Genomic DNA, 19505 nt, shown 5'->3' with positions numbered 1-19505 from the left:
CAAAGGACGCGCGACGCTGTAGTCTGCATCAAGATATAGGGGTTCGAAAAGTTCCATTTGGCACAAAAAAGCCCGGGCGCGAGGCCCGGGCGTTGGTCCAGTCGAAACCGGTGGCAGTCAAGGCGTTTCGAGCGCCGCTGTGGCGCTCGATCGTGCCTGGTCAGGCGTTGTCTTCGCCGCCTTCGAACTCGGCGTTCGGGTCGAAGAAGTTTTCCGGCCGCGCATTGTCGTTGATGTCGTCGCCGTAGATGGCTTCGGCCGTCGTCAGCGTCTCGCCCTTGGCCTGGCGCTCGGCCTCGTCGGCGGTGCGGGCGATGTTGAGCGTGATCGTGACTTCGACTTCCGGATGCAGCGCGATGGCCACATTGGTCAGGCCGATGGTCTTGATCGGGTGGTTGAGCTGAATCTGGTTGCGGTTGACCGAGAAGCCTTCCGCCGTCAGCAGGTCGGCGATGTCGCGGGTCGACACCGAACCGTAGAGCTGGCCGGTCTCGCCGGCCGAACGCACGGCCACGAAGCTCTTGCCGTCGAGCTTTTCGGCAACCTGCGAGGCTTCCGACTTGCGCTCGAGGTTACGCGCTTCGAGCTGGGTCCGCTGGCCTTCGAACTTCTTCTTGTTGGCTTCGTTGGCGCGCAGCGCCTTGCCCTGCGGCAGCAGGAAATTGCGGGCGAACCCATCCTTGACCTTGACGGTGTCGCCCATCTGGCCGAGGCGGGAAACGCGTTCGAGAAGAATGACTTCCATGGTTTTGTTCCTTCGTCTTGGCGTCGATCGCGGGGATCGGCGCAGGATTGATCTGGAACAGGTCAGGAAGCAAAGGGGGCGTTGCCGCCGTGTCGCTGTCCTGCCTGTCGCGGCAGTTAGAGGCTTTCGGCCTCAACCCGGGATTTGATGTCCAACCCTGCGGCGCCCGTCGCCGTGGGGAAAGAAGCGGGCGGCTGGCCGCCCGCTTCGGAAGTCTTAGCGAACCACGTAGGGCAGCAGGCCGAGGAAGCGGGCGCGCTTGATCGCCTTGGCGAGCTCGCGCTGCTTCTTCTGGCTGACGGCGGTGATGCGCGACGGCACGATCTTGCCGCGCTCGGAAATGTAGCGCTGCAGCAGACGCACGTCCTTGTAGTCGATCTTTGGCGCGTTGGCGCCGGAGAACGGGCAGGTCTTGCGGCGACGGTGGAACGGGCGCCGGGTCGGGATCTGGTTGATGTCGACCATTATTCTGCACCCCCTTCAGCGCCTTCACGCGGGCGGCGCGGACCGCGCTCGCCGTCGAAGCTGCGCGGCGGACGATCGCCACGGTCGCCACGATCGCGGTCGCCGAACGAACGCGGGCCGCGGTCGCCACGGTCGCGGTCGCCGAAGCCGCCGCGCTCGGAGCGCTCTTCGCGCTTCTGCATCATCGCCGACGCACCTTCCTCATGCGCCTCGACCTTGATGGTCAGGAAGCGCAGCACGTCCTCGGACAGGCCCATCTGGCGCTCCATCTCGTTGAGCGCGGCCGGCGGGCAGGTCAGGTCCATCAGCGTGTAGTAAGCCTTCCGGTTCTTGTTGACCCGGTAGGTGAGGGACTTCAATCCCCAGTTCTCGACCCGGCCGACGGACCCGCCATTCGCGGTGATGACGCCCTTGTACTGTTCGACAAGCGCATCGACCTGCTGCTGCGAGAGGTCCTGCCGGGCAAGGAACACATGTTCGTATAGAGCCATAGTGTATCGGTGCCTTTCTTCGTTTCTCTCCCGGTTCCTCGCGGCTAAAGCCTCTGCAACTTCTCTGACCCGCGAAGCGGGGAAGAAAGGAGCATGACGAGACGGTCGAGAGCGGAGACACGGGAGGCGGAAGCGCTTCTGGCTTCACACGCAGGCTTTCGATAAGCCTGCGGCCCTCCGTACAGCCCCCAGCAAGGACCGGCAGATTGCGGGGGTCTATACAGCAATTCCCGGGGAAGGCAAGGGAGGACGTCGGTCCTTGCCGTCGCAGTCAGGAAAAAACGCCAACATTCGGGAGCAAGCTATTTTATCGATTTTCCGGTAATCGGGCTTTAACCACCATAAGCGGTTGTTTTGTGTTGTAACCTCAAATTCACGACGAGAAGCGCACGAAATCGGGTGACCGCGCGGGGGCGGTCTGCTTGGCGATCCGGGGGTAGGATGCTTCTCAAGAATTTCTGGCGCTCGAAGCGCGGCAACTTCGCGCTGGTGCTGGCGCTCGGCGTGCCGGCGATCCTCACCGCCGTGGCCTTCGCCACCGATGTCTCGACACTGATGAAGGCCAGGAGCAATCTGCAGAACGCGCTTGACGCGGCCAACCTGGCCTCTTCGCATCTCGGCGACATCGACATCTCGCGCAGCGATGCCTTCAACCGCTATTTCCAGGCCAATGTCGCGACCCACCGCGAACTGTCCAATGCCCAGGCCACGCTCAGCGTCGACAAGGGCGTCACCTACATCAAGACCAAGGCAGTCGCTTCGGCCGACGTCAATCTGAACTTCGCTTTCCTGTTCGGCGACGACAGGCACATCACTGTCGATGCCTCGGCGATGGAATCGAACAACCAGCTCGAAGTCGTGCTGGTGCTCGACAACACCGGCTCCATGGCCGGCGCGCGCATCAGCGCGCTCAGGCAGGCGACCAAGTCGCTGATCGACTATCTCGAGGCGGCCAAGTCGCCGACTCGCCAGGTGCGCGCCTCGCTGGTGCCGTTTGTCACCGCCGTCAACGTCAATGGCCCCGATTTCGACCCGTCCTGGATCGACCTGAACGGCAAGTCGTCCACCAACGGCATCAATTTCCCGGCAGTAAAAGGCAAACGTCCAGATCATATGTCGCTGTTCAAGCAGCTTCAGCAGGACGTTCCGGCCTTGAAGCACACCGGCTGGAAGGGGACCGGCTGGAAAGGCTGCGTCGAGGCGCGGCCGGGCGCCTACAACATCTCCGACACGCCACCCGATCCGTCCAACCCGGACACGCTGTTCGTCCCCTACCTCGCGCCGGACGATCCCGACGTCGCCCGCAAGCCGTCCGCTTCCTACGGCAATTCGTCGACCGGCTACAACAACTCCTATCTTGACGACACAATCGACAAGATCAAGCTGGCGCTGCCGGGCGCCAACGTCCTCGGCATCGACCTTAGTGGCGTTCTCGACGCCAATGTCAGCAAGGTCGCGCGTTATGTTGCCTCGACCAACAAGATCGTGACCGAGACCGGCAACACCATCACCGTCGGTCCGAATCGCGCCTGCCCGACCCCGATCGTCCCGCTGACCAACGATTTCGACAGCTTGCGCGCCGCCGCAGCCCAGATGAGCGAATGGAACGGTTCGGGCACCAATGTCTCGGAAGGGCTGGCCTGGGGCATGCGGGTGCTGTCGCCGCAGCCGCCCTATACCGACGCCACGCCTTGGAAGACCTCGGGCGTCAGCAAGGTCGTGATGCTGCTGACCGACGGCGAAAACGTCGTCTACGGCGCCAGCGGCCAGCCGACCAAGTCGGACTATACCTCCTACGGCTATCTTGGAGGCGGCCGTTTCGGCTCCGACAACCAGACGGCGGCTGCGCGCAATGTCGATGGCTGGACAAAGGATGTCTGCACGCAGCTGAAGAGCCAGGGCGTGCAGGTCTACACCATGGTGCTGCAGGCCGATACGGCGGCCAACCGCGCGCTCTACAGCGCCTGCGCCTCCGATCCGAGCGACTATTACGCCGTCAATGATCCAAGCAAGCTGCCGAACGTCTTCCAGACCATCGCCAGCAAATTTTCGAAGCTGCAGCTGACGAACTGAACGGCGGGTTCGCCCGCCGGCTCAGCTTGTGTGGGCGACGACCTTGTCGACCGTTTCGGGGAAGAAGTCCGGTGCGGCGCTTCGCTTGCCGAACATCATGTCGTACTGGATCAGCCGGAAATCGTTGATCGCCGGGTCGATCTTCTTCTGCCGCGCCCAGTCGGGCGTCGCCTCGCCGGCCGGCGACAGCAGAAGGTTGCGGTCGACGACGCGGTAGCGCTCGCGCAGGGCGCCGAGGAAGCCGGTATAGTAGGGGTGCGTGATCCCGGCAGTGGTCAGGATATGGTAGGGCAGGAAGGCGGGGCTGACGGCGCCCATCTCCTCGGCCGGGCCGGTGCGGTTGGACCAGATGATCAGCGGCGTCTGGTGGTGCTCGAGTGCCGCTTCGGGCGAGGGCTCCTTGCGCGGCGCGACGTTGTCCTTGAGGAAGCCGGTCTCGACATAGACCGGCCCGAGCGGCGGCAGATGGTCGCCGAAGAAGGCGATCACCGTCGGCCGCTGGCGCTTCTTTGCCCATTCGACCAGCCGTTCCAGGCCGCGGTCGGCGTCGGCCGAGCCTTCGGCATAGCTCAGCAGCGATTCACGCGCCCAGGAACTGATCGGCGCCGCGACCTTGTGGGATGGATTGTAATAGCGGTACGGCTCGTAGGGCCCGTGGTTCTGCAGGCTGACGGCGAACAGGAAGACCGGGTCCTCGCTTGCGTCCGCCTCGCGGATGATCTCGTCGGTCATCGCCGCGTCGGAGGCCAGCGGCCCGCGCTTCTGCATCGGCGGCAGCGTCTCCTCCGAGCGGAAGTCGCTGAAGCCGAAATCGGCATAGACGGCGCCGCGGTTCCAGAACCAGTTGGTGCCGGGGTGGATGGCGCGCGCCCTGTAGCCCTCGCTCTTCAGGAAGGTCGCCAGCGACGGCGTCGGCGTGCGCACATACTGCTGGTAGGGGATGGAGCCGGCCGGCAGGAAGGCATTGGAGAAGCCGGTCAGCGCCTCGAATTCGATATTGGCGGTCATGCCGCCGAATTCCGGCGAGAACATATAGCCGGAGCGCAGCGCCCGCACATTGGGGATCGGGTCCGGCGTTATGGTGACGCCGGGCAGCTTGGTCGGATCCCAGAAGGATTCGCTCATGACGATGATGATGTCGGGCTTCTCGTCCGGCACCGAGGCCGTCACGTCAGGTCTCGCGATCGCCGCGATCGCCTTGTCGGAATAGCCGGCCGGCGCCGAGACATGGGCCATCGGCACGTTGAGCGCGAAAGCAAGCGCAAAGCCGTTGGAGGCGTAGTTCTCCTTCTGGTCCCACATGATCGGGATGATCTGCAGCCGGTCGCGGGTCCACGAGAAGGTGGCGTAGTCCATGATCGACACGAAGAAGGCAAGCAGCGGCACCGTCAGCGTCAGCCGCGCCAGCCGACCCTTGCGGCTGAGGATCGGCACCTTGCGGCGCCACAGGCGCCAGCCATAGACGAGCAGCGACAGGCCGGCCACGATGGCGATGGCGATGGCGACGGCGGTCAGCGGCCGCTCGCGCACCAGAAGCGGCATCAGCGCCATGATCTGGCGGGAGTAGAGGAAATCGGTCGGGTAGAGCGGATCGCCGAGATAGTGCGACTTCTGGTGGCCGACAAAGGCCAGCGCAAGGGTCAGCGGCGCCACGATCATCAGGCTCTGGTGGCTGCGGCCGAGCACGGCGTCCAGCCCGATCAGCACCAGCGCGAAGACGATGATGGTGGTCCAGCCCGGCTTGAAGGGCTGCAGGAAGAAGGCGACGGTGCCGGAAAAATCGCCGCGCACGATCCATTCGATGGCGAACACCAGTATGGCGGAGGCGAGCAGGGTAACGAGGCCGTAGCGGACGATCGGCCATCTCCGCCCCGGCAGATAGCCGGTGGATGGATCGTCTTCCAAGAACTGCGGCGCCACCTTCCCGGCGCCTTTCCTGATCCGTGCCACTTCGATATTCCCCGGCCCACGCTGCGCGCCAATCCGATCGGCGTCATTGAATTGTCATTGAACTGTCACGCAAAGCTAGCGCCTGTGGCGAAAATAAGAAGAGCCAGCAAACGAATCGTGAGCGGTTTTCATCATCAGTGATCGCCAAAAAGCCTTTTGGAACAGGCACTCGGGTGGTGATTTCGCGCCCGGACAGGGTGGCGCGGGCTTGACTTGCCCGTCCGCCTTGCGCCACAGGCAGGTAAAATCAGCCATTGGAGAGCCTCGATATGGCCGTCGCATTCACCTTTCCGGGACAGGGCAGCCAGGCCGTCGGCATGGGCAAGGACCTGGCGGACGCCTTTCCCGAGGCGCGCAGAGTGTTCGAGGAAGTGGACGACGCTCTCGGCGAGAAACTGTCGAAGCTGATCTGGGAAGGGCCGGAAGAGACGCTGACGCTGACCGCCAACGCCCAGCCGGCGCTGATGGCAGTGTCGCTGGCGGCGATCCGCGCGCTGGAAGCGCGCGGCTTTTCGCTGAAGGACAAGGTCGCTTACGTGGCGGGGCATTCGCTGGGCGAATATTCGGCGCTTGCCGCCGCCGGCTTCGTTTCGGTGGCGGACGCCGCGCGCCTGCTGCGCGTGCGCGGCAATGCCATGCAGGCGGCGGTGCCGGCGGGCGAGGGCGCCATGGCGGCAATCATCGGGCTCGAGCAGGCCGATGTCGAGGCAGCCTGCGCCGAGGCTGCAAAAGGCTCCATCTGCCAGGTTGCCAATGACAATGGCGGCGGCCAGCTGGTGATCTCCGGCGCCAAGCCGGCGGTCGAGCTGGCGGCAAAGCTGTGCACGGAAAAGGGCGCCAAGCGGGCGCTGATGCTGCAGGTCTCCGCCCCCTTCCACTCGGCGCTGATGCAGCCTGCCGCCGAAATCATGCGCGAGGCGCTGGCCGGCGTGGCAAAGAATTCGCCGGTGGTTCCCGTCGTCTCCAACGTCACGGTCACCCCGACCAGCGATCCCGACGAGATCGCCCGGCGCCTTGTCGCGCAGGTGACGGGCCGCGTGCGCTGGCGCGAGACGGTGGAGTGGTTCGCCGCCAACGGAGTTGCCACGCTCTACGAAGTCGGCGCCGGCAAGGTGCTGTCGGGCCTGGCGCGGCGGATCAACCGCGACGTTGCCACGGGCGCCGTCGGCACGGCGGCCGATGTCGAGGCGGCGCTGGCCGCGCTCGCATAATCCACTGGCGATTTGAACGCACCCGTGTGAAGGGTGCTCTCTGAGATCAGGAGACCAACATGTTCGAACTGACCGGCCGCAAGGCGCTCGTCACCGGCGCATCGGGTGGCATCGGCGAGGCGATCGCCCGCGTGCTGCACAGCCAGGGCGCCATCGTCGGCCTGCACGGCACCCGCCTCGAGAAGCTCGAGGCGCTGGCCGCCGAACTCGGCGACCGCGTGAAACTATTCCCGGCCAACCTGTCCGACCGCGACGAGGTCAAGGCGCTCGGCCAGAAGGCGGAAGCCGATCTCGAAGGCGTCGACATCCTCGTCAACAATGCCGGCATCACCAAGGACGGCCTGTTCGTGCGCATGTCGGATGCCGATTGGGACAGCGTGCTGGAGGTCAACCTCACCGCCGTGTTCCGGCTGACGCGCGAGCTGACCCATCCGATGATGCGCCGCCGCCATGGCCGCATCATCAACATCACCTCGGTGGTCGGCGTCACCGGCAATCCCGGCCAGACCAATTACTGCGCCTCCAAGGCCGGCATGATCGGCTTTTCCAAGTCGCTGGCGCAGGAGATCGCCACCCGCAACATCACCGTCAACTGCGTCGCCCCGGGCTTCATCGAATCGGCCATGACCGACAAGCTCAACGACAAGCAGAAGGAGACGATCATGGCGGCGATCCCGACCCGGCGCATGGGCACCAGTGCCGAAGTCGCCTCCGCGGTCGCCTATCTCGCCTCCAACGAAGCGGCCTATGTCACCGGCCAGACCATTCATGTGAATGGCGGCATGGCGATGATCTGAGCAGCCTTGTTCCGACTATGGTCCGGCGGTTGTGAAAAGCGCCATTTCGGCTTGGACCTCCCGCATTTTTCGTGTAATGCGGCCGGCAACCCGGCGGTTCGGGCAAAAACCGGTCCTGTGGCGTTGCGTTACCCGCAAGACCATATTTCAGCTTGATTAGCGGCATTCCGCCCGCTAACGAAGACAACTCAACATAAGACGAGGATGCCCCAAATGAGTGACACCGCAGAGCGCGTCAAGAAGATCGTCATCGAGCACCTGGGCGTCGATGCCGACAAGGTGACGGAGCAGGCGAGCTTCATCGACGATCTGGGCGCTGACAGCCTCGACACGGTCGAACTCGTCATGGCGTTCGAAGAAGAATTCGGCGTCGAGATTCCGGACGATGCCGCCGAGACCATCCTGACCGTCGGCGACGCGGTGAAGTACATCGACAAGGCCTCGGCCTGAGGCTTTTCGCGGGCATCACCGGGGAGGACCTGCGATGAGGCGTGTCGTCGTCACGGGCCTTGGCCTGGTTTCGCCGTTTGGCATGGGCTTCGAGCACAGCTGGAAGGAACTGCTGACCGGCCGCAGCGCAGCCAAGCGCGTCACCGAGTTCGAAGTGGAGGATCTTGCCTGCAAGATCGCCCACGTCATTCCGCGCGGTGACGGCTCCAACGGCACGCTCAATCCCGAAGCCGTGCTCGAGCCGAAGGAACTGCGCAAGATTGGCGACTTCATCCTGTACGGGATCGCGGCCGCCGACGAGGCGCTGAAGGATTCCGGCTGGCAGCCGGGCACCGAGGAGGAGCGCTGCGCCACCGGCGTCATGATCGGTTCCGGCATCGGCGGGCTCGAGGGCATCGCCGAGAATGCGCTGATCCTGCACGAGCGCGGGCCTCGCCGTATCAGCCCGTTCTTCATCCCCGGCAACATCATCAACCTGGTCTCCGGGCAGGTGTCGATCCGGCACGGGCTGAAAGGCCCGAACCACGCCGTCGTCACCGCTTGCTCGACCGGCGCGCACGCCATCGGCGATGCCGCCCGCCTGATCATCTTCGGCGATGCCGACGTGATGCTGGCAGGCGGTGCCGAGGCGCCGGTGACCCGGCTTTCGCTGGCCGGCTTCGCCGCCTGCCGCGCGCTGTCAACCGAGCGTAACGAGACGCCGCAAAAGGCTTCCCGTCCCTATGACCGCGACCGCGACGGCTTCGTCATGGGCGAGGGTGCTGGCGTCGTGGTTCTGGAAGAACTCGAACACGCCAAGGCGCGCGGCGCCAAGATCTATGCCGAGGTCACCGGCTATGGGCTCACCGGCGATGCCTACCACATCACCGCGCCGGCCGAGGACGGCGACGGCGCCTTCCGCTGCATGACGGCGGCGCTGAAGCGGGCGAAGCTCTCGCCCGCCGACATCGACTACATCAACGCCCATGGCACCTCGACCATGGCCGACACGATCGAGCTCGGCGCCGTCGAGCGCCTTGTCGGCAATGCCGCCTCGAAGATCTCGATGTCGTCGACCAAGTCGTCGATCGGCCATCTCCTGGGCGCGGCGGGCGCGGCGGAGGCGATCTTCTCGATCCTCGCCATCCGCGACAACACGGCCCCCGCCACCATCAACCTCGACAATCCGGAGCGCGAGACGGCGATCGATCTCGTGCCGAACAAGCCGCGCGCCCGCCAGATCGACGTGGCGCTGTCCAACTCCTTCGGCTTCGGCGGCACCAACGCCTCGCTCGTCTTCCAGCGTTACAATGGCTGAGTGTGGGGCCGGCGGCCGCTCGCGCGGCCTGTCGTCAATTTTGCCATATTCGCCCCTACTCTGCCCTTGGGGATTCGCGCGTCGGACAGAAAACCGCGGCCGGTTTTCGCAAGGCACGAGGCGCAGGGTTGAAATGTTGGAGCGTGGTCCGCGCGTCCGCTGGGACGTGCGCCTCTCCAAGAGATCAGATGGTAGGGCGCTATGAACACAAATCCGGGCGGCAGCGGAGATTTCGGCAAGCAGCAGGCCGCAACTGGTCCGATCGTCCCGAAGACGGCGGCCGAGGCGCTGCGTCCCGAGGCCGGCACGCCGCCGCCGCGACGCTCGCGCGCCTCGCGCAGCCAGGTCGTCGTGTTCATGAATTTCGTCATCTCGCTGGTGATGCTGATGATCCTGGCGGCCGGCGCCGCGCTCTATTTCGGCAAGCAGGCGTTCACCGAACCCGGCCCGTCGGCCAATGGCGACACCTTCCTGGTCAAGCCGAACACCGGCGTTCAGGACATCGCCGACCAGCTCGAGCGGCGCGGCTTGATCAGCGACGCGCGCATCTTCCGCCTCGGCGTGCGTGCCACCGGCAATGATTCCGCGCTCAAGGCCGGCGAATACGAGATCAAGCCGCGCGCCTCGATGCTCGACATCATGGAAATGCTGAAGAGCGGCAAGTCGGTGATGTATTCGCTGACCATCCCCGAGGGGCTGACAGTCGAGCAGGCGCTGCAGCGCATCTCCGAGCAGGATGCGCTGACCGGCGACATGCCGGCGGCCATGCCGCCGGAGGGCAGCCTCGCCACCGACACACTGCGCTTCACCCGCGGCGCCACGCGCCAGCAGATGATCGACAAGCTCCTTGCCGACCAGAAGAAGCTGGTGGACGATGTCTGGGAGCGGCGCGCGCCGGACCTTCCGATCGCCAATGTCGAGGACTTCGTCACACTGGCCTCGATCGTCGAGAAGGAGACGGGCAGGGGGGACGAGCGTTCGCGCGTGGCCTCCGTGTTCCTCAACCGTCTCGCCAAGGGCATGCGCCTGCAGTCCGATCCGACCATCATCTACGGCCTGTTCGGCGGCAAGGGCAAACCCGCCGACCGTCCGATCTACCAGTCGGACATCGACAAGCAGACTCCCTACAACACCTATTTGATCAACGGCCTGCCGCCGACGCCGATCGCCAATCCCGGCCGTGCGGCCCTTGAGGCCGTCGCCAATCCATCAAAGACCGACGATCTCTATTTCGTCGCCGACGGCACTGGCGGCCATGTCTTTGCCGCGACGCTCGAAGAGCACAACCAGAACGTCGCCCGCTACCGGGCACTACAGAAGAAGCAGGCCGAGGACGCCGCCAAGGCTGGCGCCGCCAAGGTCGAGGGCCAGACCGACGCGCCGGCCACCGGCGACGATAGCGGTGACGCCGGTGGCGATGCGGGCGCCGCCCAATAGACAAACGCTTTTGAACTTGCGCCCGGCTGCAAGGGGGCGTTGATATTTTGACGGCGGCGTACGCTTCGAGGGGGCGCCGTGGTTTTTTGGAGCAATTCCAGGAAAAGTGTGCAACGCTTTCCGTTCGGAATTGCGTAGAAACAAATAGTTAGAGCGGTTCGGCGATGCCATCAACCGCTCAGGGTCGCGCAACGTCCGCGACCGCGCGCAAGGGGGCGCAAGGGCATTATGAATCTGCAGAGCATGACCGGTTTTGCACGGGCGGTCGCCGAACATGACGGCACCTCGATCGCCTGGGAGGTGAAATCGGTCAACGGCAAGAGCGTCGAGGTGAGGCTGCGGCTGCCGCAAGGCTTCGAGCGGCTCGAGCCGGCGGTCCGGCAGACGATCCAGAAGCGTTTTTCGCGCGGCAATTTCCAGGCGACGCTGACGGTCGGCCGCGCCGCCGGCCAGCAGGTGCAGCCGGTGGTCAACGAGTCCTTCCTCAAGGATCTGGCCGGGCTGGCCAAGCGCCTGCAGGAGCAATTCGGCGCCGCCCCCGCCACCGCCGACGGGCTGCTCGCGTTGCGCGGCGTGCTCGACATTCCCGAGACGATCGAAACCGAGGAGGCGCGGGCGGCGCTCGACGGCGCCATCCTGGCCTCGCTCGAAACGGTGCTGGTAGGCCTGGAAATGGCCCGTCAGGGCGAGGGCGCCGCCCTGCGCTCGCTGCTTGCCGGCCACATCGACGCCATCGAGGCGCTGACGCTGAAGGCCGAGGCGGATCCGTCGCGCGAGCCGGCGGCGATCCGCGAACGCATCGCCGAGCAGGTCCGCCTGTTGCTGGATGCTTCGGCCAATCTCGACGCCAGCAGGCTTCACCAGGAGGCGGCCTTCCTCGCCACCAAGGCCGATATCCGCGAGGAGATCGACCGGCTGAAGACCCATGTCGCTTCCGCGCGTGTGCTGCTCGCCAATGGCGGCGCCATCGGCCGCAAGCTCGATTTTCTGGCACAGGAATTCAACCGCGAATCGAATACGTTGTGCTCGAAGTCGAACGCTGCCGCGGTCACCGCCATCGGGCTGGAGCTGAAGGCGGTCGTCGACCAGTTTCGCGAACAGGTTCAGAATCTGGAGTGACCCGGATGGTTGCCAAGGAGCCGATGGTTGCCAGGGATCTGGGGTCCCGCATCCGCCGCCGCGGGCTGATGCTGGTTCTGTCGTCGCCGTCGGGCGCCGGCAAGTCAACGATCGCGCGCAATCTTCTCGAAAGCGATTCCAGTCTCGAGCTGTCGGTCTCGGTCACCACCAGACCGCGCCGGGGCTCGGAGATCGAAGGCGTGCACTATCACTTCCGCACCATGCGCGAGTTCGAGCGGCTGCGCGATTCTGACGCCCTGCTCGAATGGGCGGAGGTGCACGGCAATTGCTACGCCACGCCGCGCGAGCCGGCGGAGCTGGCGCTGGCGCAGGGCCGCGACATGCTGTTCGACATCGACTGGCAGGGCGCCCAGCAGCTCAAGGAGAAGATGCGCGCCGACATCGTCTCGATCTTCATCCTGCCGCCGTCGATGAAGGAATTGAAGGCGCGGCTGAAACGCCGCGCCGAGGACCAGGAATCGGTGATCGAGACCAGGCTGAAGAACGCCCGCCTCGAGATCGAGCACTGGAAGGAATACGACTTCGTCATCGTCAACGACGATCTCGACCGCGCCTTCGCCGAGGTGCGCGGCATCGTCACCGCCGAGCGGCTGCGGCGCGACAGGCGGCCGGGCCTGTTCGATTTCGTTTCGGGGTTGCTGGACGAGAAGACGGAGTGAGGCGGTGCGCCTCTCCTTCTCCCCTTGTGGGAGAAGGTGGATCGGCGCGCAGCGCCGAGACGGATGAGGGGTGCTGGAAGAAATGAGGCGTGAAAAGCAGAAGGCTTTTCTGCGCTTACGCCCTTCTGCGTAGCGATCCGTCCAACACCCCTCATCCGACCTCGCTTCGCGAGGCCACCTTCTCCCACAAGGGGAGAAGGAGAGGCCGCAGCACTACACCGCGTTCGTCAACCTTACGAACTCGTCCACGCTGAGCGTCTCCGCCCGCCGCGTCGGGTCGATGCCGGCGCGGACCAGCAAGGCCTCGCCGCCGAGGCTCTTGACGCTTTGCCGCAGCATTTTCCGGCGCTGGCCGAAGGCGGCCTCGGTGACGCGGCCGAGCTTTTTCGCTTCTACCGGCAAGGGGGCCGTGCGCGGCACCAGATGCACCACCGATGACGTCACCTTCGGCGGCGGGGTGAAGGCCTGCGGTGGCACGTCGAAGGCGATCCTGGCTTGCGTGCGCCAGCCGGCGAGCACGCCGAGCCGGCCATAGGCATCGCTGCCTGGGGCGGCGGTGATGCGCTCGGCTACCTCGCGCTGGAACATCAGCGTCATCGATTGGTAGAAGGGCGGCCATTCGGCAATCGTCAGCCAGCGGATCAGGAGTTCGGTACCGATATTGTAGGGCAGGTTGGCGACGATCTTCACCGGTCCGCCGGCTTCCCCGGCAAGCGCGGCGAAGTCCGTCTTCAGCGCATCGCCGGGAATGACGTGCAAACGGCCGGGATAGTGATTGGAGACCTCCGCCAGCGCTTCCAGGCAGCGCTCGTCGCGTTCGATGGCGACGACCCGCCTGGCGCCGTTGAACAACAGCGCCCGCGTCAATCCGCCGGGGCCGGGGCCGACCTCGATCACGGTGGCGTCAGCGAGGTCGCCGGCGGAGCGCGCGATCTTGCCGGTCAAATTGAGGTCGAGCAGGAAATTCTGGCCGAGCGACTTCTTCGCCTGCAGCCCATGGCGTTCGATCACCTCGCGCAGCGGCGGCAACCCGTCGATCGTCATGCGGTCAGGCTCACGGCAATGCGCTCATGCGGCCACGGCCTCGGTCCCGCTGTCGGCAAGCCGGCGGGCGAGCCTCAGGGCCGCGATCAGGCTGTCGGCGCGCGCGATGCCCTGGCCCGCAATGTCGAAAGCGGTGCCGTGGTCGGGCGAGGTGCGGATGAAGGGCAGGCCGAGCGTGACGTTGACCGCCTCGTCGAAGGCCAGCGTCTTGGCCGGGATCAGCGCCTGGTCGTGGTACATGCAAAGTGCCGCGTCGTAGCCGGCTCGCGCCCGTGCATGGAACATGGTGTCGGCCGGCAGCGGTCCGAAGGCGTCGATGCCCTCCGCCCTCAGTTGCTCGATCGCCGGCTGGATGACCCGCCTGTCCTCCACCCCCATTGCACCGCCTTCGCCGGCATGCGGGTTGAGGCCGGCGACCGCGAGCCTCGGCCTGGCGATGCCGAAGCGGGTTTTCAGGTCGGCGGCGGTGATGCGTGCGGTGGTGACGATCAGCTCGCTCGTCAGCGCCTTCGGCACGTCGACGAGCGGGATGTGGATGGTGACCGGGACGGTGCGCAGTTCCGGGCCGGCAAGCAGCATTACCGGCGTCACCCCGGCGCCCGTGTGCAGTCCCGCCAGATGCGCCAGATATTCGGTGTGGCCGGGAAAGCGGAAGCCGGCATCGTAGAGCGGCTTCTTGGCGATGGGGCAGGTGACCACGGCCGCGGCGCGGTCGGCAAGACAATCGGCCACGGCCCGATCGATGGCTTCGAGGGTGCCTGCGGCATTGGCGATGTCGGGCCGCCCGGGATTGTCGACATGGCCGGCATCGAGCGGCACGATCGGCAGCGCCCGCGAAAACATCCGCGCTGCTTGCGCCGGCAGCGTTTCGGCGATGGCTATCCTGGCGCCGATGTGGTGCGCGCGCGCCTCGATCAGTGTCGGATCGGCAAGCAGGTAGAAGGGCGGCACCCCGGCGCTTTCACCGGCGAGCCAGGCGGCGATGGCGATCTCCGGGCCGACGCCGGATGGATCGCCGACGCTCACTGCCAGCGGGGCATCGGTCTTGCGCATGTCTAGGCCGTCTTGCGGGGCGATCTGCCCGGGTATGGACAGGAGGTGGCTCTGTCGTCTCGTTCACTCACGCCCAAAACCCTGCCAATCTAGCGCTCGACGATTTTGGCCTTCTTCCGCAGCTCGTCGACATATTTCTTCGAGAGCTCGTCGGCGTCCTTGTCGTTGCCGCCCTCGCTCTGGAACACCATCTGCGCCGCCTTGTCGTCGGACACTTCGCGCGACGAGCAGATGCCGATGAATTCGATGCCGCGCTCGGTCTCGCGGGTGGCGGTGGCGCCGCCGACCTTGGTCGCCTTGATTTGGTCGGCCCAGTCAGCCGGCAGCTGAGGCGCCAGGACCCGGCCGAGATCGCGCACGGTGACGTCGAGCAGCCCCTTGGCGAACTGGCGCGTGCTGTCGCAGCCGTTGAAGCGCGCGCGCATGGCATCGGCCTCGCGCTTGCGCTTGGCCAGTGTCGCGCTGCGCTCGGAGGCCGGCACCACGAAGATCACCTGCTGCAGCATGTATTCCATGGCGGTCGGCTTGGCGCCGCCCTTGTCCAGCATGCGCCGCACCGCGTCCTGCTCTGTCACCGCGCCGCCCTCGCCGGAACGATAGCGGGCACCCAACGCCTGGTTCCAGGCCATCTGGGCGCGGATGAAGTCCTTGAAGTGCTCCTTGGTGACGCCGGACTGCGCCATGATGCCGTCGAGCTGCTTGAGCTGCATCTTGTTGTTGGTGGCAAAGCGCTGATACGCCGCATCGACCTGGGCATCGGTGATGCGGATGCCGAGCCGCCGGGCCTCGGCCATGCGCAGCGTCTGGTCGATCATTTCCTGCCCAGCATCGCCCTTCTTGCGCTGCAGTTTCAGGAATGCGGCCCGGTGCGCGATGTCGCCGGTGGTGATCGGTACGTTGTTGACGACATATTTGATCGTGCTGGCGAAGGCAGGCGGCGTCATCGCCGTGATCGAAACCGAGGTCGCCGCCACCAGCAGCGCGAAGCCTGCTGAAAACAGGTATTTCCTCATCTCACGTATCCCAATTCTGTCCCGCTTCTACAGCGCCGAGCGTCCCCTCGGACCCGCGGCAGACGCTATGGCAATTGATCTGGCGCATGATCCTTCGGCAAATGTCTTCCGGTTTCGGGGTCATGCGCAATGTGACCGAAACCCCTGCCAGCCCTATGCGGCGAAACCATGTCGTCAGCCAGCCGTCACTGGATGGTGTCGATGGCGCTGGTCGACGACCCGAAATCGCCAAGCGTGCGGAACGACAGGTTGAAGCCGACATTCTGCGACACTTCCTTGGTCACAAGGTCGCGCGATTCCGAGAACGTCATCAAATAGGTGAAGCAGGAATCATTATAGGCAAAGCCGACGCCGTCCTTGACCAGAACGCTCTGCTTGATGTCGTAGGTGCCGGTGCCGAAGACGCGCCAGTTCTCGGCAAGGTGGGTCGAAGCGCCGAGCGTGACCTCGTGGCGATCGGTTTCGAAGCCGTAGAGTGGCTGCGCCTGGATGAAGGCATATTTGGCAGTGAGCGAAACCGGCAGGCCGGAATAGGCGGCCTTCACCTCGGCGCGCCTGACGTCGAAGGTCTGCTCGTCGAAGCGGCCGCTGAGCGAGCCGGAGAAGCCGCTCGGGCTGTTGAAGCCGATCAGCCCGACATAGTCCGAAGTCGGTTTGTCGAGGCCCGAATAGGCGCCGACATTGACCAGGTCGGGCGCGGTGTACGAATTCTGGCCGGCCAGCTGGTAGGATTGGCCGAAGATGGCGTTGGTGCTCCAGCCACCCTCATAGGCGCCGGAATAGCGGAAGCCGACATTGGCGCGCGTGCCGCCTTCCATGCGGTCGTAGCCGGAGAACTTGTCGCGCTCGAACAGCGTCGTGGCATCGAAGACGAAGCTCTGCGCATCCTCGTTGGGAACAGCGAGGCCGCCGACATACTGCTCGTTCGGACGCACGAATACCTGCGCCATCGGCTCGACGATATGGCTGGAACTCGCCATCGAGAACAGCACCGGCCACCGCATTTCGAGGCCTAGCGTCGCCATGTAGCGGGCCAGCGAGGTGCGCATGTCGTCCTGTTCGCCCAGATTGGTCGCCATCTGGTTGATCGCGTTCAGCGAGGCGGTATTGGCGTTGACATAGCCGGCGTCGCCACGCAGCGCCAGCAGCGGCGTCAGTTGCAGGCCGCCATCGGTGGTGAAGGTACGCTTCCACTCAGCCTCGGTTGTCAGCCGGCTGGACTGGCCTTCGATGCCGCGCACATTGTTGATCGAGGTGTCATCGAGAGGATCCGCCAGCGCCACGTCGAGCCGGTCGCGGCTGATAACGCGCGCATTGACGTTGAGCGACAATTGCCCGCCGGCCACGGCCATATCGGGGATGTAGGCGTAGTCGAGCGACGGCAGCACCCAGGGCTGTTCACCGGCGCGCGCCGTCGCGTCGCTGGAGAGCGTGTTTTCCTGGACCTCGAACCGCATGGCGCGGACATCGAAATAGTTGCGGTCGTTGAGGCCGGTCAGGTAGATCGACGACTGGTGGACGGTGTCGCTGTAGCCGTCGATGGCATAGGTGCGCGAGAAGTTCTTGTCGGTCTGCAGCAGCACGTCCCAGCCGAAGTTCCAGCGGTCGTTGATGGCGAACTGGCCCTTGGTGCCCATCATGCCGCGGAACTTGTTCGGATCGCCCGCCGCGCCCGAATCGACATTGCGCACGCCGTTGTCGATGAAGGCGTCGGGATCCTGCTGATGGATGCCGGCGATCTTCAGGCTGTATTCGCCATTGTTGAAGCGCTGGCGCCATTCGGCTTCGCCGAGGAAGCCTTGCTTGGTGTAGCCGGTGCCGGTGACGGTGAGGTCATAGGTCGGCGACAGGGCGAAGTAATAGGGGATCTTGACGCCGACGCCGAGGTCGCTCTTGTAGACGATACCGGGGATCAGGAAGCCGCTCTTGCGCTTCACCGTCGGGTCGGCGATCTCGAAAGCCGGCAGATAAGCGAGCGGGAAGCCGAAGAACTCGAAATTTGCATTCTCGAAGCGGACCGTCTTCTTCTCGCCGTTCCAGATGATCTTGCGCGCCTTGACGCGCCATGTCGGCGCGCTGTCCGGCTTGTCCTCGCAGGGTTCGCAGGCCGTGTAGACGCCGTTGTGGAAGGTGGTCAGAACGCCGCCCATGCGCTCGGCGCTCTCGGAGGCGAAATAGGCCTTGTTGACGGTCTCGACACGCAGCGCGTTGACGAAGCCGTCGGCGAAGTCGTCGGTGATGTCGATATGGTCCGAATTGATCTTGGTGCCGTCGCTGTTGATCAGCTCGACCGCACCGCTCGCGACCAGGCGCTTGGTGTTGCGGTTGTATTCGACGCGCTGGGCGACCAGCTTGTTGCCGCCGTAGTCGATCTGCACGCCGCCGACAGCGGTCACCGTGTTGTTGTCGTTGTTGTAGACGAGCGTATCTGCGGCAAGCAGCATCTGCGTGCCGGACGGAACGGGATTCGCCGTAATGTCCTGCGCCAGCGCCGGTACCGTCGGCACCGCGCAGGCGAACAGACATGCCAAGGCGGTCGCCCCATAGAGGCGTGCCAAACCGGCGTGCCTATGGCTGCGCAAAACCGCCTCCCTCACTAGCCGTCTTCCTTGTATAGCAGAAACGTCACCCCGAAGAACATAGCCACGACAACCGGAACCCATGCGGCCACCGCCGTAGGGACGAATCCCGCCACGCCGAATGCCTTGACCAATACCGAAACGACATAAAGCAGAAAGCCGGCGAGGACGCCACCCAGAATCATCGTCGCCGACTGCCCCATACGCGCAAATCGCATTGAAACTGTTGCCGCAATTAGCGTCATGGCGACGAGGAGGAACGGCAGCGCCACCAGCGAATCAAACTGCATGGCGAAGGCATTTGCCTTCAGCCCGAAGGAACGGGCAACCTCGATCTTGCCGGGCAGGTCGTAAAAGGGAATGGTTTCCGGGCGCGCCAGCCGCTCTTGCACGAATTCAGGCTTGAGGTTCGTCTGGACCCGGTCGGATGTCGCGGGCCGGATAGTGCCGTCCTTGAACACCTTGACGTCCTGCAACTCCCAATAGCCGTCGCGCAGGAAGGCGTGCGCCGCGTCCTTGCGCTCGACGATGTTGCCTTGCTGGTCGAGCACGAAGAACACCGCGTCGGCCATTTCCAGGCCCTGGTTGAGAATCGCCCGGGCGCCGATGATGGTGTCGCCGGAAGCGGTCTTTTGCCGGATCCAAGGCGTCGTGTCGGCCGGCACCGCGTTCGAATTGCCGGCGCGCAGCTGGTTTTCCATCTGCTCGGACCAGGAGAAGCCGTGCGCCGCGATCGGATTGAGCACGCCGACCGACAGCACGCCGAACATGAGCGCGCCGATGCAGCAGGGCAGCAGGAATTGCCAGGCGGAAACGCCGGCCGAGCGCGCGATGACCAGCTCGTATTTGCGGTTGAGCGAGACCAGCGTCGCCATCGCCGAGAACAGGCCGACGAACGGCACGGTCTGCAGCATGATCATCGGCATCCTCAGCGCCGAAATGGCGAAGGCGGTGCCGTAGGTGAAGCCGGGCAGGCCGGTGGTCCGGCCGGACAGTTCGGTGAAGTCGATCAGGAACACCAGCGCCAGCAGGCCTAGGAAGAACCAGATGGTGATCGACACGTAGCGGAAGAAGAAGTAGCGGCCCAGCGTCCAGCCCATC

General features: G+C 64.9%; 17 protein-coding genes. 8 read left to right on the top strand and 9 right to left on the bottom strand.

Annotated elements, in window-relative coordinates; genetic code table 11:
- Nucleotides 1-160: 160 nt before the first annotated feature.
- From rplI to rpsF, 3 genes are all read right to left on the bottom strand, one after another.
- Complete coding sequence (gene rplI / locus EN857_RS04860) at nucleotides 161-745, bottom strand: 50S ribosomal protein L9 (RefSeq protein WP_127393175.1); 585 nt, start codon at nucleotides 743-745, stop codon at nucleotides 161-163.
- A 216-nt stretch (nucleotides 746-961) separates the two neighbouring features.
- Nucleotides 962-1210 (bottom strand): 30S ribosomal protein S18, encoded by a 249-nt coding sequence (gene rpsR / locus EN857_RS04855; RefSeq protein WP_006203718.1) that lies wholly within the window; start codon nucleotides 1208-1210, stop codon nucleotides 962-964.
- Nucleotides 1210-1701, bottom strand: coding sequence for a 30S ribosomal protein S6 (gene rpsF, locus EN857_RS04850; RefSeq protein ID WP_127311714.1), 492 nt, complete (start codon nucleotides 1699-1701; stop codon nucleotides 1210-1212). The genes rpsR and rpsF overlap by 1 nt, the downstream gene beginning before the upstream one ends.
- A gap of 441 nt (nucleotides 1702-2142) precedes the next feature.
- Between rpsF and EN857_RS04845 the strand changes: the two genes are divergently transcribed.
- Nucleotides 2143-3774, top strand: a complete 1632-nt coding sequence (locus EN857_RS04845) for a pilus assembly protein (protein WP_127393176.1) — start codon at nucleotides 2143-2145, stop codon at nucleotides 3772-3774.
- A gap of 21 nt (nucleotides 3775-3795) precedes the next feature.
- Here EN857_RS04845 and EN857_RS04840 read toward each other — a convergent pair whose 3' ends face one another.
- Complete coding sequence (locus EN857_RS04840) at nucleotides 3796-5724, bottom strand: LTA synthase family protein (RefSeq protein ID WP_128346509.1); 1929 nt, start codon at nucleotides 5722-5724, stop codon at nucleotides 3796-3798.
- 269 nt (nucleotides 5725-5993) lie between these two features.
- Between EN857_RS04840 and fabD the strand changes: the two genes are divergently transcribed.
- From fabD to gmk, 7 genes are all read left to right on the top strand, one after another.
- Complete coding sequence (gene fabD, locus EN857_RS04835) at nucleotides 5994-6935, top strand: ACP S-malonyltransferase (protein WP_135858055.1); 942 nt, start codon at nucleotides 5994-5996, stop codon at nucleotides 6933-6935.
- A 59-nt stretch (nucleotides 6936-6994) separates the two neighbouring features.
- The gene (fabG, locus tag EN857_RS04830) at nucleotides 6995-7732 is read left to right on the top strand and encodes a 3-oxoacyl-[acyl-carrier-protein] reductase (protein ID WP_127285713.1); all 738 of its coding nucleotides are present in this window, start codon (nucleotides 6995-6997) and stop codon (nucleotides 7730-7732) included.
- Nucleotides 7733-7945: 213 nt separating this feature from the next.
- The gene (locus EN857_RS04825) at nucleotides 7946-8182 is read left to right on the top strand and encodes an acyl carrier protein (RefSeq protein WP_006203723.1); all 237 of its coding nucleotides are present in this window, start codon (nucleotides 7946-7948) and stop codon (nucleotides 8180-8182) included.
- 34 nt (nucleotides 8183-8216) lie between these two features.
- Nucleotides 8217-9479: a beta-ketoacyl-ACP synthase II gene (fabF, locus tag EN857_RS04820; protein WP_127393661.1), complete on the top strand. Its 1263-nt coding sequence runs from the start codon at nucleotides 8217-8219 to the stop codon at nucleotides 9477-9479.
- Between the two features lie 201 nt (nucleotides 9480-9680).
- Nucleotides 9681-10916 (top strand): endolytic transglycosylase MltG, encoded by a 1236-nt coding sequence (mltG, locus tag EN857_RS04815; protein WP_127311673.1) that lies wholly within the window; start codon nucleotides 9681-9683, stop codon nucleotides 10914-10916.
- Nucleotides 10917-11144: 228 nt separating this feature from the next.
- Complete coding sequence (locus EN857_RS04810; RefSeq protein WP_127285716.1) at nucleotides 11145-12035, top strand: YicC/YloC family endoribonuclease; 891 nt, start codon at nucleotides 11145-11147, stop codon at nucleotides 12033-12035.
- 5 nt (nucleotides 12036-12040) lie between these two features.
- Entirely contained in the window at nucleotides 12041-12715 is a 675-nt protein-coding gene (gene gmk / locus EN857_RS04805; protein WP_245478501.1) for a guanylate kinase, read from the top strand.
- A gap of 213 nt (nucleotides 12716-12928) precedes the next feature.
- Here the strand turns inward: gmk and rsmA are convergent, their stop codons facing one another.
- From rsmA to lptG, 5 genes are all read right to left on the bottom strand, one after another.
- Nucleotides 12929-13759, bottom strand: coding sequence for a 16S rRNA (adenine(1518)-N(6)/adenine(1519)-N(6))-dimethyltransferase RsmA (gene rsmA / locus EN857_RS04800; RefSeq protein WP_127392413.1), 831 nt, complete (start codon nucleotides 13757-13759; stop codon nucleotides 12929-12931).
- Nucleotides 13760-13783: 24 nt separating this feature from the next.
- A complete protein-coding gene (gene pdxA / locus EN857_RS04795; protein WP_135858052.1) occupies nucleotides 13784-14812 on the bottom strand; it encodes a 4-hydroxythreonine-4-phosphate dehydrogenase PdxA in 1029 nt (342 codons plus the stop codon).
- Between the two features lie 89 nt (nucleotides 14813-14901).
- Complete coding sequence (locus tag EN857_RS04790; RefSeq protein ID WP_127287107.1) at nucleotides 14902-15825, bottom strand: peptidylprolyl isomerase; 924 nt, start codon at nucleotides 15823-15825, stop codon at nucleotides 14902-14904.
- A 185-nt stretch (nucleotides 15826-16010) separates the two neighbouring features.
- Entirely contained in the window at nucleotides 16011-18422 is a 2412-nt protein-coding gene (locus EN857_RS04785; protein ID WP_187331191.1) for an LPS-assembly protein LptD, read from the bottom strand.
- Nucleotides 18422-19504, bottom strand: coding sequence for an LPS export ABC transporter permease LptG (lptG, locus tag EN857_RS04780; RefSeq protein ID WP_127392419.1), 1083 nt, complete (start codon nucleotides 19502-19504; stop codon nucleotides 18422-18424). The genes EN857_RS04785 and lptG overlap by 1 nt, the downstream gene beginning before the upstream one ends.
- Between the last annotated feature and the right edge of the window lies 1 nt (nucleotide 19505).

Source organism: Mesorhizobium sp. M4B.F.Ca.ET.214.01.1.1 (genome assembly GCF_004791545.1).
GTDB classification, from domain to species: Bacteria; Pseudomonadota; Alphaproteobacteria; order Rhizobiales; family Rhizobiaceae; genus Mesorhizobium; species Mesorhizobium abyssinicae.
This window is presented reverse-complemented; position numbering and strand designations above follow the sequence as displayed.